Genomic DNA, 15,459 nt, shown 5'->3' with positions numbered 1-15,459 from the left:
GCCTATGTGGTACAACGGTTTTCTTGACTTGTCGGCCTGGCAACTGGTGGCAGTCACTCTGTTGATGACCCACGTGACCATTGTCGGGGTCACGGTCTATCTGCACCGCTATTCAGCCCACCGCTCCCTGGAGCTCAATGCTGGCCTGAAACACTTCTTCCGCTTCTGGCTGTGGCTCACCACGGCGCAGAACACCCGCGAGTGGACCGCTATCCACCGCAAACACCACGCCAAGTGCGAAACCGTCGACGATCCCCACAGCCCGGTGATCAAGGGCCTGTCCACCGTGCTGCGCAAAGGTGCCGAGCTGTATCGCGCCGAAGCCGAGAACCCCGAGACCCTGCGTATCTACGGCAAGAACTGCCCGGAAGACTGGATCGAGCGCAAGCTCTACACCCCGTACCCGCTGCTGGGCGTGGCGATCATGGGCGTGATCGACCTACTGCTGTTCGGCACCATCGGCATCACCATCTGGGCCATCCAGATGATGTGGATCCCGTTCTGGGCTGCCGGCGTAATCAACGGCCTGGGTCATGCCATCGGCTACCGCAACTTCGAATGCCGCGACGCGGCGACCAACCTGATTCCCTGGGGCATCATCGTGGGTGGCGAAGAGCTGCATAACAACCACCACACCTACCCCAACTCCGCCAAGCTGTCGGTGAAGAAGTGGGAATTCGACCTGGGCTGGGCCTGGATCAAAGTGTTCAGCTTCCTGCGCCTGGCCAAGGTGCAACGGGTCGCGCCGATCGCCCACCGGGTCGAAGGCAAGGGCAGCCTGGACATGGATACCGCGATGGCGATCCTCAACAACCGCTTCCAGATCATGGCCCAGTACCGCAAGTTGGTGATTGGCCCGCTGGTCAAGCAGGAACTGGAAAAGGTCGATCACTCGGTGCGCCACCAATTCCATCGCGCCAAGCGCCTGCTGTCGCGGGAGACCAGCCTGCTGGATGACCGCCACCACGTGCGCATCCAGAGCATGCTGGAGCACAGCCAGGCCCTGAAAGTGATCTACGAGAAGCGCCTGGCGCTGCAACAGATCTGGCTGAAAACCAGCACCAACGGCCACGACATGCTGGCGGCGATCAAGGAATGGGTGCACGAGGCCGAGGCCAGCGGGATTCAATCCCTGCGGGACTTTGCCCATCAGCTGAAGACCTATTCGCTGCGGCCTGCCGCGGCCTGATACGGCTGTAGCGAGCCGATTTTTTGTGGCAAGGGAGCTTCTGTGGCGAGGGAGCTTGCTCCCGCTGGAGTGCGCAGCGCTCCCAAGATTTTGGGGCCGCTACGCAGCCCAGCGGGAGCAAGCTCCCTCGCCACAACAAGCTCCTTCCCCATAGCAGCCCCTCCCCACCGCAACTCCTTCCCCACAGCAAGCCCCTCCCCCCAACAAACTCGCTCCTACATGTTTCTGGCGCCAGTTCTTGGTCGCCTCTAATCGGCGCTGATAACGGAACTTCGCAGCAAATTCCCCCTCTCAATCAACACTTCGCCATCCCGGCGGCCCTTGTTGTGACCGCTGCCCAACCCCGCGGCCTGCCCAGAGAGAGTTGTGCCGATGGTCCCCGAACAGACCTTCACCGACACCCCCGTCCTCGAACACCCACGACCGGCAGCCGCCGCTACGTTGCTGGCCCTGATGCATGCCCAGGGCGAAGTGGAACGGCTGAGTGAACGCGAGCAACTGCTGAGTTCGCTGTTGGTCAGTGTGAATGCCGTGCTCTGGGCAATCGAGTGGGACACTCGCCGCGTGCTGTACGTCAGCCCGGCCTATGAGCGGGTTTTCGGACGTACGGCGGGCATGTTGTTGACCGACTATCGGGAATGGCGCAACAGCATCCACCCCGAAGACCTCGACTACGCCGAGCACAGCCTGGCCCAGGTGCTGCACAGCGGCGCCGTGGAAGACCGCGAGTACCGCATCATCACCGCCGACGGGCAGATCCGCTGGCTCAGCGACAAGTGTTACATCAACCAGCAGGCCGAGCCCGGCCAGCCGGTGATCGTGGTAGGCATAGCCGAAGACATCACTGAAAAGAAGCAGCTGGAGCTGGAGCTGCACCGCCTGGCCACCACCGATGTGCTGACCCGCAGCAGCAACCGCCGGCATTTCTTCGAGTGCGCCCACCACGAGTTTGAACGCGCCTGCCTGCAAGGCACGCCCCTGGCGTTTCTGTTGCTGGACATCGATGACTTCAAGGTGGTGAACGACACCTACGGCCACCTGGAAGGCGATCAGGTGTTGCAGCGTATCGCCGAGAGCGGTCGGGGAGTTCTGCGCCGTGGCGACCTGTTCGGGCGCATTGGCGGCGAAGAGTTCGCCGCCATACTGCCCGGTTGTGCCCCGGAGATGGCAATGCAGGTGGCCGAACGCCTGGGGCGCGAGATTGCGCAGCTGAGCTTCAGCCACGACGGTGAGAGCTTTGCGGTCACCGTCAGCCAGGGCCTGGCCAGCCTGACCGCCGAGGACGCCAACGTGGACAGCCTGTTTGCCCGCGCTGACGCGGCCATGTACGAGGCCAAGCGCCAGGGCAAAAACCGCGTGCTCACCGGCTGACGCTACACGATGACCTGTGGGAGCCGGGCTTGCCCGCGATGCAGGCACCTCGGTGTGTCGGTTGTACCGGGATGATGCTATCGCAGGCAAGCCAGCTCCCACACTGGCACGCATCGCCTGCTAGGTTTTGCGCATACGCGTCAATTCCGGCAAACCCACCTTGAGCAAGCGTGCCGTCTTGCCTTTCGCCAATGCCTCGACGCCTTCATGCTCGGTCAGCCGCGCCAGCTGCGCCGCCAGGTTCACCACCAGCGCCTCCCGGGAATACACCCCGCCTTCCAGCGAATATATCGCCGCGATCAACTGGCGCAACTCCAGCGGCAGGCGCCAGCGGGTGCGCAGTGCCGAGCCATAGGCCGCACCGAAGGTGTAGAGGGACTCGCCAATCGCTTCGTCATCCAATTCGCCACCGCCCAGCAGCCAGTCTTGCAGGCACCGCAGCAAGGCCAGGTCGCCAAGGCGATGGAGGATGCCGGCGCTGTAGCAGCGCTCGTGATCCAGGTCGAGCATGCGCGCCAGGCTGCGGGCGTAGTCGGCGGTGCGCTGGGACAGCTGCCAATGACGCTCGGCGTAATCCACAAGGCTCGGGTCGCTCAGTACCACGTTGTGCTTGAGGGCCAGTCCCAGGATCAGGTTCATGCTCTGCCCCGCCGCCAGCTTGTGCAGGGCCATGCCCAGGGTCTGCACCGGCGAACCGTGATGGCTGGCGCTGTTGGCGGCGGCGATCAACACGGCAGTAATCTGCGGGTCCATGCGCACCTGCTCCTCCAGGCGCTTGAGGTCCAGGCCCTCCGGCTCCAGGCTATGTTGCACCGCAGCCTGCACGTCGACCCGCAGCGGCGCACCGTCTGAGGCTTCCCGGCGCCGCTCCAGAAACACCGGCAAGGTCATGCCCGGCGCCAGGGCCGGGACTTCGCAATACACCGTCTCACCTTCGTTCAGCAGCAAGTCCTGCAGGCGCTGGGTCAGGCTTTCCATGTTCAGGGGTTTGGTCAGGTACGCGGTCGGTGCCAGGGGCAAAGCTTCGCGCACACTGGCGCTGTCGTTGCGGGTACTCAGCAGGATAAACGGCAACAGCGGCGTACGCCGTTGCAGGCGCACGCTGCGCAGCAGGCTCAGGCCATCGACGCCGGGCAGCTCCCAATCGGCAATGATCAGGTCATAGGGTTTGTCACGCAGCAACTCGGTGGCCCGCTGGCCATCGGCACACACATCCAGCCGTGCGTCACAGCGCACATTCAGCAACACCTGCTTGAGCAGATCTCGGGACCAAGGGTCGGCCTCGGCAATCAACACACGGGGTACAGCCGGTAAATCAACAGCAGTCATCCAGCACGCTCCATCGGCAATACCAGCACCTTAGACAAAGGAGCCGCCTGCGTACAATGAACAACGGCTGAATACCGTTCATCGGGCACAAAAAAACCCGCCTAAGCGGGTTTTTTGTCGATCAGGTCAACTTTTGATCACAGCTCGGAGAAGCACTCTTCGATGATCGCCAGGCCTTTGTCCAACTGCTCGTCCGGCGAAGTCAGCGGAACCAGCACGCGCAACACGTTGCCGTAGGTGCCGCAGGACAGCAGGATCAAGCCCTTGTCACGCGCCTTGGCCACCACGGAAGCGACAGCAGCGGCGTTCGGCTTGTGGCTGTCGCCATCTTCGAACAGCTCGACCGCAATCATCGCGCCCAGGGCACGCACTTCGCCGATCACCGGGTACTTGGCCTGGATAGCTTTCAGACCGGTCACCAGGCGCTCGCCCACAGCCTTGCAGCGGTCCAGCAGGTGCTCTTCTTCGAACACTTCCATCACGGCCAGGGCCGCGGCGCAAGCGATCGGGCTGCCAGCGTAAGTGCCGCCCAGGCCACCTGGCGCAATGGCGTCCATGTATTCAGCCTTGCCGCATACACCGGCCAGCGGGAAGCCGCCTGCGATGGATTTGGCGAAGGTGGTCAGGTCGGCGGCAACGCCCATCTGTTCCATGGCGAAGAAAGTACCGGTACGGCCGGCACCGGTTTGCACTTCGTCGGCGATCAGCAGGATGCCGTGCTTGTCGCACAGTTCGCGCAGGCGCTTCATGAAGGATTTAGGCGCGACGTAGAAACCGCCTTCGCCCTGCACCGGCTCGATGATGATCGCAGCGATATCACGCGGCTCGGCATCGTTCTTGAAGATGCGTTCGATGCTGGCGATGGAGTCGTCATCGCTCACACCGTGCAGCTCGTTCGGGAACAGCGCGCGGAACACGCCGCCTGGCATCAGGCCCATGCCGGCCGAGTACGGCACCACTTTGCCGGTGAGGCCCAGGGTCATCATGGTGCGACCGTGGTAGGCGCCGGTGAACGCGATCACGCCGGCACGGCCAGTGGCGGCACGGGCGATCTTCACGGCGTTCTCTACCGCTTCGGAACCGGTGGTGACCAGCAGGGTTTTCTTGGCGAAATCACCCGGGACCTTGGCGTTAACTTTTTCGCACAGCTCAACGTACGGCTCGTAGGCCAGTACCTGGAAGCAGGTGTGAGTCAGCTTGTTCAACTGTTCGGTCACGGCGGCGATGATTTTCGGGTGCACGTGGCCGGTGTTCAGCACGGCGATACCGCCGGCGAAGTCGATGAACTCGCGACCTTCAACGTCGGTCACGGTGGCGTTCTTCGCCGACTCGGCGAAGATCGGGTGAATCTGGCCAACACCGCGTGGTACAGCGGCTTCGCGGCGTTTCATCAGGGATGCGTTGGTCTTGCTCATAAAGTCCTCATTCGCCACTCATCGGGTGGCGTGGTCCAAGGAATACGTGGCGGGGAGGCAACTACGGCAGCATGCGATGATCGACTGCCACAGCTTTCCCGGCCACTACGAATAACGGGGTGAAACACGCAAAGGGACAGCGCTCTCGTGCCCTTTGCGTTTGCAACAATGCCTTGCCGGGCTTAGATGCCCAGGCAGAGGTATTTGATTTCCAGGTAATCCTCGATCCCGTACTTGGAGCCTTCACGGCCCAGGCCCGAAGCCTTGATGCCGCCGAACGGCGCCACTTCGTTGGAGATCAACCCGGTGTTGACGCCGACCATGCCGTATTCCAGGGCTTCAGCCACACGGAACACACGGCCCAGGTCGCGGGCATAGAAGTAGGAAGCCAGGCCGAACTCGGTGTCGTTGGACATCGCGATCACTTCGGCTTCGTCTTTGAAGCGGAACAGCGGCGCCAGTGGGCCGAAGGTTTCTTCCTTGGCCACGGCAGCATCTTTCGGCACGTTGACCAGGATGGTCGGCTCGAAGAAGTTGCCTTCCATCACCTTGCCGCCAGCCAACAGGGTCGCGCCTTTGCTCAGGGCGTCAGCGATGTGCTCCTGCACCTTGGCCACCGCCTTCTCGTCGATCAGCGGGCCGGTGGTGGTGCCTTCTTCCAGACCGTTGCCGATCTTCAGCTTGGCCACCGCCAGTTTCAGTTTCTCGGCGAACGCGTCGTACACCGAATCCTGGATGTACAGGCGGTTGGCGCAGACGCAGGTCTGGCCGTTGTTGCGGTACTTGGAAATGATCGCGCCTTCGACGGCCTTATCCAGGTCTGCGTCGTCGAACACGATGAACGGCGCGTTGCCGCCCAGTTCCAGGGAAACCTTCTTGATGTCCTTGGCGCATTCGGCCATCAGCTGGCGACCGATTTCGGTGGAGCCGGTGAAGGACAACTTACGCACGATCGGGTTGCTGGTCAGCTCGCTGCCGATATCGCCGGCGCTGCCGGAGACCACGCTGAACACGCCTTTCGGAATCCCGGCACGCTGGGCCAGTTCAGCCAGGGCGAACGCGGAGAATGGGGTTTGCGACGCAGGCTTGAGCACCATGGTGCAACCGGCAGCCAGGGCCGGGCCGGCTTTACGGGTGATCATCGCGGCCGGGAAGTTCCACGGCGTGATGGCAGCGGTAACGCCGATTGGTTGCTTGATCACGATCAGGCGCTTGTCCGGCTGGTGGCCGGGAATCACATCACCGTAGACGCGCTTGGCTTCTTCGGCGAACCACTCGATGAACGAGGCGGCGTAAACGATTTCGCCCTTGGCTTCGGCCAGCGGCTTGCCTTGCTCCAGGGTCATCAGGCGGGCCAGGTCATCCTGGTTCTCGATGATCAGCTCGAACCAGCGGCGCAGCTTGTTGGCGCGGTCCTTGGCGGTGAGTGCACGCCAGGCCGGCAGGGCCTTGTCAGCTGCTTCAATGGCACGACGGGTTTCGGCGGCGCCCATTTTTGGCACGGTACCGAGGATTTCGCCGGTAGCGGGGTTGTTGACCTTGATCGTTTGACCGTTGTCCGCATCGACCCAAGCGCCATCAATAAAGGCTTGCTGGCGGAACAACTGGGTGTCTTTGAGCTGCATGTCGGCTTTCCTTAACAGCACCGCGCACGCGCGGAGCGAATTAGAGTTGTTGAAAGGCGCCTTGAGGGCTGCCGTCAGGGAAATCATTCACTGGGCGCAAGCACGTAAATAGCGCACGAAAGGACAAATGTGCGGTTCAGCACCCAGGCAGGAGCGTTTGAAATCTCAAACGAATCCTAGGATCAATGGGGGTGCAGGGCAATAGTCTGTTCGAAAAAAAGAACGAAAACGGCGCATTTGCTCGATTTTTCTGATCAGCGTGTTTCGGGCGAGTTCCACCGTATTGCGCCGAGATGCCCGGCACAGGGCGTCAGCGGCGCGTATTCCTACCGGTGGCCGGGCGAAAAGCGGCATGGACGCCCAAGGTCGACATGGGTATGATGTCGCCCGCACAAGCATCCGTAGCTCAGCTGGATAGAGTACTGCCCTCCGAAGGCAGGGGTCGTGGGTTCGAATCCCGCCGGGTGCACCAAAATGATGTTTCTGGTTGTCTCCTGATGACTACGAAACGCCCCGCAAAGCCCGCCCTGTGCGGGCTTTGTTGTTTCTGCTTGTCTATAGTCATCTCCCCTCATACTTCAGCTGTGTGTATCCCTCGGTGTATCCTTGGCCATATCTAGAACCGAGGGGATACACGAGCGTGAAACGGTCAGAAATCAAACGCAGGCCGCTCAGTGACACCGCGCTAGCAAGCATCGAACCCGAGACCAGGGAATATCGCGAGCTCGACGGCAGCGGCCTCTATCTGCGCGTTAACCGGATGGCCAGAAATCCTGGCAACTTCGATACTAAAACCAAGCGGGCAAGTGGAGCTGGCTTGGCTTAGGCGGCTACCCGGAGGTCAGTGGTGCGCTGGCCAGGAAAAAGGCCGCCGAGTACCGCAAGGAAATAGCCAACGGCGGCGACCCTATCGCTGCACGCAAAGCCCGCAAGGCGGCTGAACTCGAAGCGGCAACAAACACGTTCGAGATCCTGGCTCGCGAGTGGATCGAAATTCGCAGCCCTGGCTGGGAAGCCAGCACCGCAAAACGCACAGTCGGCGCTCTACAGCTCCACGTCTTCCCCGTTTTCGGCAAAAGACCGTATGCAGAGATAACGCCCAAGCAATGGATGGACTTTCTACAAACACTTGAGCGAAAGGGAATCCTTGAACAAATGAGCCGCGTTCGCCGCTCCTGCAAGGAAATCTACGATCTGGCGAGAGTGACAGGCAGAGCCATTCACAATCCGCTGGAAGGCCTTAGTCGTTTCCTGCAATCCAAGCCAGCCGAGAACTACGCCCACGTCACGGCGAAAGAGCTTCCTGAACTGCTCCGCGCCATCCGCACATATCCTCACGCTTTAGATCTGCGCCTTGGCCTGCACCTATTGACGCTGACCGGCGTGCGGCCAAGCGAGCTACGTGAGGCGCCTTGGTCGGAGTTTGACCTTGAAAACGCACTTTGGAGCATTCCGGCTGCCCGCATGAAAAAGCGCCGCGACCATCTAGTACCTCTGTCAAAGCAGGCGGTTACCTGTCTATACGCGAGCGCTTTGAAGGCTTGAGAGCGCGAGAAGAAAAACACCGCAAAACGGCCGGCGCGGCCGAACAGCAAACGATGCTAGATGGAGCTACCTGGCGGAAGCTTTTCCGGGAAAGCGATGGCGTGCTGAACAAAGATATTCGCAACTTCAAGCGCCAGGAACTGGACAGCCGCGAATTGGCATTGGAGTACGCCTGCCTGGCCGGCGAACTGCAACCGGCAATGGAGTTGTGCCAGATAGATACCTATGAAGCCCGTGAGCGCTATCTGAGTAGTCGCGAGACGGCGTTTGCGCTCTATGGCGATCATTGCCTCACCACCTCTGCGACCGCTCTTTTCGCACTGCCCGAAGCAGAAGCGTTTCTTAAAGCATTACAGCGCAAAAAGCTCATCATCCAACGGGATATAGAGAAGGATGCGTTCTATCAAGAGGCGACGTTTAGCGACGAAAAAAAGGCCGTCAGCCGCGAGGAAGCACGACGCCTAGGAGAAGCCTTGTTCGGTTTTATTGATCGAGCCAGTGCTGCGTTATGCGTCGATGACAATGCCGTGTGGCAGGCGCTTTCTATCGTTCCGCGTGACGATTTCACCACCGGCGAGAAAGAGTTGAAGAGCCCGATCTATCGAGCGCGCCGCCGTTCGGAGTTGAATGCAATGATTGAGCAACACACTCAAACGCAAACGTCCTGAATTCGATCCCACACACAGCGTGCAAGCCGCCATAGGGCGGCTTTTTCGTTTTCGATGAGATTCCCCACTAGCTCAATGGAAGTGCTGGCCATGGCGCTAGGTGAGCTGCAGAGAGCCAATTTCTGGCTGGTCCCACTGGTCGAGCTCCCGGCGCTGGATGGCGAGCCTCCACCCCGGCGCGCGCTGTTGTCCCCCCACCACACCTGCGGGCTAAATAGGTCGGTATTTCTGCAAACCTTCTAACGACCTCCAACCAGTAAGGATCAATGCTTCATGCTTGTTCAGGCTATTGCAAATCCCCTTCAAAACCCTGCACCCGGGAGCACTCAAGTGCAGACTTGACATCGCATAGTTATATGAGGCCATATTGCCACCATAGAGACCATGCTCAGGAAGGCTTGAGCAATCCTAAGAAAGCCTACTTTGCAGGGACGCATGATGATATTTAGTTTGCTAACTAGAAACTTCAAAACCTATCAAGGGATAAATTACATTGCCTTATCAAATGGTAAGAAATTTAGTGCTCTAGTCGGAGAGAATGGCGCAGGGAAGAGCTCCGTACTAGAAGCATTAAACAGTTATTTTAATGGTGCGGAGTGGAATTTTAATCACACACTATCCAAAGGTTTTCAAGAGCGCGAGCCATTCATCTGCCCAATCTTCCTAATAGAAAAGTCTAACTTTCCACAACCTGTTAACGGCTGGCTACTGAACAAATTAAGCGGAATGTCGTGGACAGCAAAAATTACGGACTTCAACCCCTCCGGCAAAGTCCATGCGGAGCTATTTTGCAAACAGCGTGAAGAAATAATAAAATTAGGATTCAAAGAAGACACGCACTATCTTTTCCCATTTGGCATACAAAAAACAAGCAGAACTGCTACTCCGACATTGTATCTCTCTATTTTTGAGACATTGAAAGATTATGCAGCACTTGAAAAATATGCAACTTTCTCTGATGCAGTATTAGAGCTACAAAAGTTAATCCAACATTATTATAAATTTATTTATCTCCCATCCGAGCTTGATTTCAAAGAACATACAAAACTCGAAAGTCGCACTATGCAGGCTTTACTAGGCCAGAAAATCGACAAAATCGTTCGCCATCTAATTGACAAAACCATTGTCACTGACATTAACACAAAATTAAGCGAATTTTTAGATAGTCTTTCTGAAAAGCTAATAAACTATGAATATCGAAAACCAGCACTAAAACAAAGCCTCGTCAACTTAACACACTTCACGGAAACCATTATAGATTCTTATTTCGGCTCAAAAGTTTTAAACAAAAAAGTAGGCAAGGATACTGTTCCAGTTGCTGATTTAAGTTCAGGAGAAAAAAGACAGGCGCTTATAGATGTCGCACAAGCGTTCCTCACATCATCCGCCCATGCATCTAATCAGCAGCTTATTTTAGCAATTGACGAGCCAGAGCTATCGCTACACGTTTCAGCTTGTTTTAGCCAATTTGAAAAACTGCGAGACGTCGCGGAAAGCGGCGTACAGGTTTTGGTTACCACTCATTGGTATGGATTCATGCCGATCGTATCAAATGGCGTAGCAGTTTACTGTCCAAAAACAGATGGTGGTCCAGTATTATTAGATCTTCGATGCTTTAGAGAAGATGTTAAAAAACTTAAGCAAGTCACAGGCGGAAGGCTCCCAACAGAAATTGAGCTAAAGGGCACTAATGACCTTGTACAGTCTATCGTCGCGTCGATCACTGCTAGCAACTATAAATGGTTAATATGCGAGGGATCTGCAGATAAAATTTATCTAGACCATTACTTAAAGGATGAAGGGTATTTGATCGTCGCGGTAGGAGGCAGCCCTGCGTTAAAAAAGATATATACGTACATAGAGCTGGCATTAATAGATGCGCGAGATGATATAAATGGCAGTGTATTCATGCTGCTTGATACTGACAAAAAATATGAAAGATTCGATACAAAAAACTCAATAAAATCCATTCAGATTCGAAGAGTTAAAAACAACGAAGAGACACAACGAACGGAGCTGATTACCACTGGCAATAATGACTTTCATCCCGCCACGGTTATTGAGGACACGTTGATTCCTCGGTTCTTCCTTAAAGCTCTTGAAAGCTTTAAAGATGATGAACCATATGCAACTATAGTAAACCAAGTGATAAAAGGGCTGAAATCTCAGGATGAGAAAATGCCACCTTCATTCGCACTGAATCTCCGCCGCATGGAAATAAAGGCATTAGATGACTTGTTCGAAATGGCCGAATTTAAGGTAAAATTTGCTCTTCGATACATCGAGTTAGCAGATGCAAAAGAGAGGCCCGAGTGGATGTTGGGTATCACTGACTTCCTATCTCCCAAGACAGATAACGCCAAGCCATTAGTTCGCAGAAAGAAAATAACAAAGACGCCGAAGCGGCCATCTCTATAGCTTATACCGAAGAAACTATGCCTTAACTTTTATGTAGGTACATACAGATGCTTCGCGTATCTAAAATAGAGCACGATGGTAAAATAATTGAATTACTGCCAGAAAATAAACTTTTTTCTGACAAAAACACATATACGGTCTTGGTGGGGAAAAATGGCCTCGGCAAAAGCAGACTATTAACGAATATTGCAAAATCGCAAACTCGCAACATTTACGATGTCGATGACCTTTACGACTCTGCATCCCCAAATTGCAGCATTGATCGAACACCATTAGTTATTGCTGTATCCACTAGCCCATTCGATAAATTCCCAACCCCTCGAGGCAAAAGAAATGCCAACCCTAACAACTACAGGTATGTTGGGATGCGTGGCGAGGGACTATTTTCTGCCTCATCCGCAGTTTCCCTTATTTCTTCGGCCTCCAAAGGCTTACTCAACAAATTATTAAACCAGCAAAACAATGCCAACCTAATTGATGCTTTTAAATCTCTTTCTTTCTTACCAAGCATTAGCTTCATATTCAAGCCTGCATTCTTTCGCTATACGGAGAAATGGGACTCCAAAAATATACCTGTTCATTATGCTCGAATAGAATCGGATGACCTTTCCGATACGCTCATGTTAGATGAACGATACGCTAAAAACTTTAACTCTCTAGCGACAGAAATTAAGTCAACAGCCAAATACGCAATGAGCAATCTTGCAGATTACTTCACCGAGCGTAAAGCACTATCGCTCGATGTTGACTTCATGACAAATGAGTGTTTCCTAGATGGTAACCTGACACACTCACACATAATACACTCCATCCAAATACTAATGGATGTAGGCTTGGTGAGGCTGATAGATCTCCAACTACACAAGGAAGGTTTTGGAGAATTGAACCTAAGAAAGGCAAGTTCCGGTGAACAATGTTTAATTGTTCTGATGCTCGGAATTGCGGGACATATAGAAAATGGCTCTCTTATTCTTATAGACGAACCAGAAATCAGCCTGCATCCAAGATGGCAGGAAGAGTTTATGCGGCTATTAACATCAGCATTCGAAGGATACCACCATTGCCAGTTTATAATAGCCACCCACTCGCCTCAAGTTATTTCTAGGCTGAACACTTCAGATTCGTATATTTATTCGTTCAGCAAGGAAGCACTCTACGAGTCAAATTACTTCAACAACAAGTCTGCGGACTTTCAACTAGCGGAGCTTTTTGACGCTCCGGGCTTAATGAACGAATATATTTCACGAGTTAGTTTCAATTTAATCGCAAAACTTAGAACCAGAAAAAAGGTCGACTCAGAAATACACGAAGAGCTACAAAAATTATTAGAGATGCAAATTCAGCTAAGTCCACACGACCCAACAATTCAACTCATAGACTCTGTACGCGAGCTGTATTATTACTATGCCAGCAATTAATAACTCAGTTGTTTTTAGCGATCTTAATAAAAGAAAAATCAAGGAAATAAAAAAGGAACCCGCATACAGCCATACACGATGGGGAGACGATGATCTTGAAGAGATCAGACGCGAAGTTAGAGACTTCTATCGGAAAGAACAGCGCCTCAATTGCGCATATTGTTTAAATCCTGTTACGGCAAGGTCAGCTCAGGGGGCGCATGTTGAGCATATAGTGTCGAAATCTAACTACCCTCAATTCATGTTTGAACCTAAAAATCTTTGCGTAGCATGTCCCGACTGTAATGAATATAAAAGTCAGCGTGAGGCATTTGCAGATGCTGCTATGAAGAAAAACCCTCGCAGGAAATATCCAACCAACATAGACCAATATCGTATCTATCATCCTCACTTCGATGATTATGAAAACAATATTAAAAAAGCAGGACATTTCTATTTGGAAGTTAGCCCGGCCGGAGGATACACAATATATGTATGTAATCTGAATCGTTTTTCGCAACAGTTTGGTATATCAGAAGAACTCCTTAACAATCTGAGAGTAATGGCTGAGGCAGAGAGGTTTCATCAAAGGTAGAAATCCGTCGTAATGAGTATCTAATGGCGCTCGTGACTGAAAAGCGCTTGCTGTATCCCCATATGTATCCCCACTTAATGTAATTTTTAATTAATCCTTTATTTTCAATGGTTTATATATCAAATTCGAATCCCGCCGGGGCACCAGATACAGATGAAAAAGCCCCAGGTCGAAAGGCCTGGGTTTTTTTTGTGGGCGCAAGATAAGGAAGAAGATGCAAATAAAGTAACAGTTTTATGGCTGACCATAAGTTTCTCGACCAGCAAAGTGAAAGCCCGAGTGACGCCACACATCGAAGGGCGGGCGCTTGCATCGATTTCAAGCTGGAGGAACTCGCACATGCCTAAAGTGATGCACCAATGATCCAGGGTTACCCTAAGCCTTGGCAGAGCTACCAGGACCAACTTGAGATATTGATAGCTCGCGGAATGATCGTTACTGAGCGATCTAAAGCCTCACCCACCACTTGATGAAGGTCATCAATCCGTCATCAAGCTGGGGACGACGGCTGAAAGCACTATTGGAGAATGACTTTCCAGACTTGTCCCACCTTGATCTGAATTTGGAGGGCATGGGAGTGGATCACCACTGGCAGGAGCGCGATTGGTAATCGAAAAAATCAAGGCAATAAAAAACCCCTGAGCAATTGCTGCACCGAAGCGCATCAACCGACAGGGGCCGTGTTGCGAATGATTATAAAGGCCGGAAGTCTCTCGTCAACCACCGGCTGGCGACCTCCACCTCAAGGATTTTTCAACGCCTCCAACCGCGCCGGCAGATCCTCCTTGGGAAAGCGCTTATGCAACTCCAGCAGCTTCTCATCCGCCGCCTTGGCCTCTCCCGCCTGCCGCAACCGCAGGATTTCCTGCAGCCCTTGCTCCAATGACGGCAGCACAACAGCCGCGCGCTTGCTCATCTTCGCCACCGGCTCATCCGCCAGCGAACCCGCGACTTCTGCCTGCACCTGCGGCGCACTGTCAGCCTGCGGAGCCACGGAGAATCGAGCCATCGGCGCGGCTGCCGGGGCCGGGCGGGCCTGTTCCTGCGGGGCGGCCGCGTAAGTCCCTGTGGATAACTCCGGCTGCGGCACCGGCGAGCGCGTGACCAAACCAATCATCAGGGCCACACCCGCGACGGTGGCAAATGCCATCTGCCAGCGCGGCCGTTGGCAGGCCTGTAACCAGCGCTGCCACAGGCCGGGTTGCCGCACCGGTGCTTCACGGTGGGCGGTGGCCAGGATGAAGGCGTCCAGGGAAGCCGGCGGCTCGCCGCTGGTGTGTTGACGGAAATGCTCGATCAGCAGCTCGTCGTTCGAGTCCTGGGTATGTCGGGGGTCAGTCATGCGGGTACCTCCTCGGCCAGCAGTCGGCGCAGTTTCTGCTGGGCGTAACGCAAGCGGCTTTTTACCGTTTCCAGTGGGGCGCCGGTGAGCGCGGCGATTTGTGGCACTTCCAGCTCGCCATGCAGGCGCAGCAGGAACACTTCGCGCTGGTCTTCGGGCAAGTCTTGCAGTGCGCTGTCCAGGCGCGCCTGATCACGACTCAGGCTCAGCAGTTGCTCAGGCCCGGCGCTGTCGTCGGGCTGGCCGTGAAGCTGCTCATCGTAGCTGTCGTGCAGCGGGTTGTGGATGCCGTGCTTGCGCCAGTGGTCGATCAGGCGGTTGCGGGCAATCTGGAACAGCCAGGTGCGAAAACTCGCCCGCCCCTGTGGCTCGCTGGTGCTGCGGATCAGGCTGAGCCAGGTGTCCTGGAACACTTCCTCGGCCAGTTCGGCCTTGTTGCTCAAGGACACGAGAAAACGGTACAGGCCCTGTCGATGCCGCGCGTACAGGGCCTCGAACGCTGCACCGTCGCCGCTGCGGTAGCGGGACAGCAGGGCTTCGTCGCTGGGTGAATCCATCAGGTGGC

Annotated in this window: 11 protein-coding genes, 1 tRNA gene and 1 pseudogene; 8 read left to right on the top strand and 5 right to left on the bottom strand. The window is 55.2% G+C overall.

Features of this window, described 5'->3' with window-relative positions; all coding sequences use genetic code 11:
* Positions 1-4 precede the first annotated feature (4 nt).
* Together desA and HX805_RS20160 are read left to right on the top strand one after the other, a co-directional pair.
* Complete coding sequence (gene desA, locus HX805_RS20165) at positions 5-1,189, top strand: delta-9 fatty acid desaturase DesA (RefSeq protein ID WP_087693634.1); 1,185 nt, start codon at positions 5-7, stop codon at positions 1,187-1,189.
* A gap of 372 nt (positions 1,190-1,561) precedes the next feature.
* Positions 1,562-2,560, top strand: coding sequence for a sensor domain-containing diguanylate cyclase (locus HX805_RS20160; protein ID WP_177117244.1), 999 nt, complete (start codon positions 1,562-1,564; stop codon positions 2,558-2,560).
* Positions 2,561-2,680: 120 nt separating this feature from the next.
* On the opposite strand, the gene HX805_RS20155 is transcribed toward HX805_RS20160, so the two are convergent.
* The 3 genes from HX805_RS20155 to gabD all read right to left on the bottom strand — a co-directional run bounded on the left by HX805_RS20155 (position 2,681) and on the right by gabD (position 6,929).
* Positions 2,681-3,889 (bottom strand): HDOD domain-containing protein, encoded by a 1,209-nt coding sequence (locus HX805_RS20155; protein WP_177117243.1) that lies wholly within the window; start codon positions 3,887-3,889, stop codon positions 2,681-2,683.
* Positions 3,890-4,026: 137 nt separating this feature from the next.
* On the bottom strand, positions 4,027-5,304 hold the full coding sequence (gene gabT / locus HX805_RS20150; RefSeq protein ID WP_003218153.1) for a 4-aminobutyrate--2-oxoglutarate transaminase: 1,278 nt from the start codon (positions 5,302-5,304) through the stop codon (positions 4,027-4,029).
* Positions 5,305-5,486: 182 nt separating this feature from the next.
* Positions 5,487-6,929: an NADP-dependent succinate-semialdehyde dehydrogenase gene (gabD, locus tag HX805_RS20145; RefSeq protein WP_177117242.1), complete on the bottom strand. Its 1,443-nt coding sequence runs from the start codon at positions 6,927-6,929 to the stop codon at positions 5,487-5,489.
* Positions 6,930-7,324: 395 nt separating this feature from the next.
* Between gabD and HX805_RS20140 the strand changes: the two genes are divergently transcribed.
* The 6 genes and pseudogenes from HX805_RS20140 (at position 7,325) to HX805_RS20115 (ending at position 13,552) form a co-directional block, all read left to right on the top strand.
* Positions 7,325-7,401 (top strand) — tRNA-Arg (locus tag HX805_RS20140).
* A gap of 168 nt (positions 7,402-7,569) precedes the next feature.
* Positions 7,570-8,450: pseudogene (locus HX805_RS20135) on the top strand (tyrosine-type recombinase/integrase); the annotation flags it as partial.
* Positions 8,451-8,575: 125 nt separating this feature from the next.
* Positions 8,576-9,142 (top strand): hypothetical protein, encoded by a 567-nt coding sequence (locus tag HX805_RS20130; RefSeq protein WP_177117241.1) that lies wholly within the window; start codon positions 8,576-8,578, stop codon positions 9,140-9,142.
* A 438-nt stretch (positions 9,143-9,580) separates the two neighbouring features.
* Positions 9,581-11,560 (top strand): AAA family ATPase, encoded by a 1,980-nt coding sequence (locus HX805_RS20125; RefSeq protein ID WP_177117240.1) that lies wholly within the window; start codon positions 9,581-9,583, stop codon positions 11,558-11,560.
* Between the two features lie 47 nt (positions 11,561-11,607).
* Positions 11,608-12,978, top strand: a complete 1,371-nt coding sequence (locus HX805_RS20120) for an AAA family ATPase (RefSeq protein WP_256348241.1) — start codon at positions 11,608-11,610, stop codon at positions 12,976-12,978.
* Complete coding sequence (locus HX805_RS20115) at positions 12,965-13,552, top strand: HNH endonuclease (RefSeq protein WP_177117239.1); 588 nt, start codon at positions 12,965-12,967, stop codon at positions 13,550-13,552. Before HX805_RS20120 ends, HX805_RS20115 begins: the two co-directional genes overlap by 14 nt.
* Before the next feature lie 742 nt (positions 13,553-14,294).
* On the opposite strand, the gene HX805_RS20110 is transcribed toward HX805_RS20115, so the two are convergent.
* Positions 14,295-14,894: a hypothetical protein gene (locus HX805_RS20110; RefSeq protein WP_177117238.1), complete on the bottom strand. Its 600-nt coding sequence runs from the start codon at positions 14,892-14,894 to the stop codon at positions 14,295-14,297.
* Positions 14,891-15,451, bottom strand: coding sequence for an RNA polymerase sigma factor (locus HX805_RS20105; RefSeq protein ID WP_003218160.1), 561 nt, complete (start codon positions 15,449-15,451; stop codon positions 14,891-14,893). Before HX805_RS20105 ends, HX805_RS20110 begins: the two co-directional genes overlap by 4 nt.
* Positions 15,452-15,459 lie beyond the last annotated feature (8 nt).

Source organism: Pseudomonas sp. G5001, assembly GCF_013385475.1.
GTDB lineage: Bacteria > Pseudomonadota > Gammaproteobacteria > Pseudomonadales > Pseudomonadaceae > Aquipseudomonas.
This window is presented reverse-complemented; position numbering and strand designations above follow the sequence as displayed.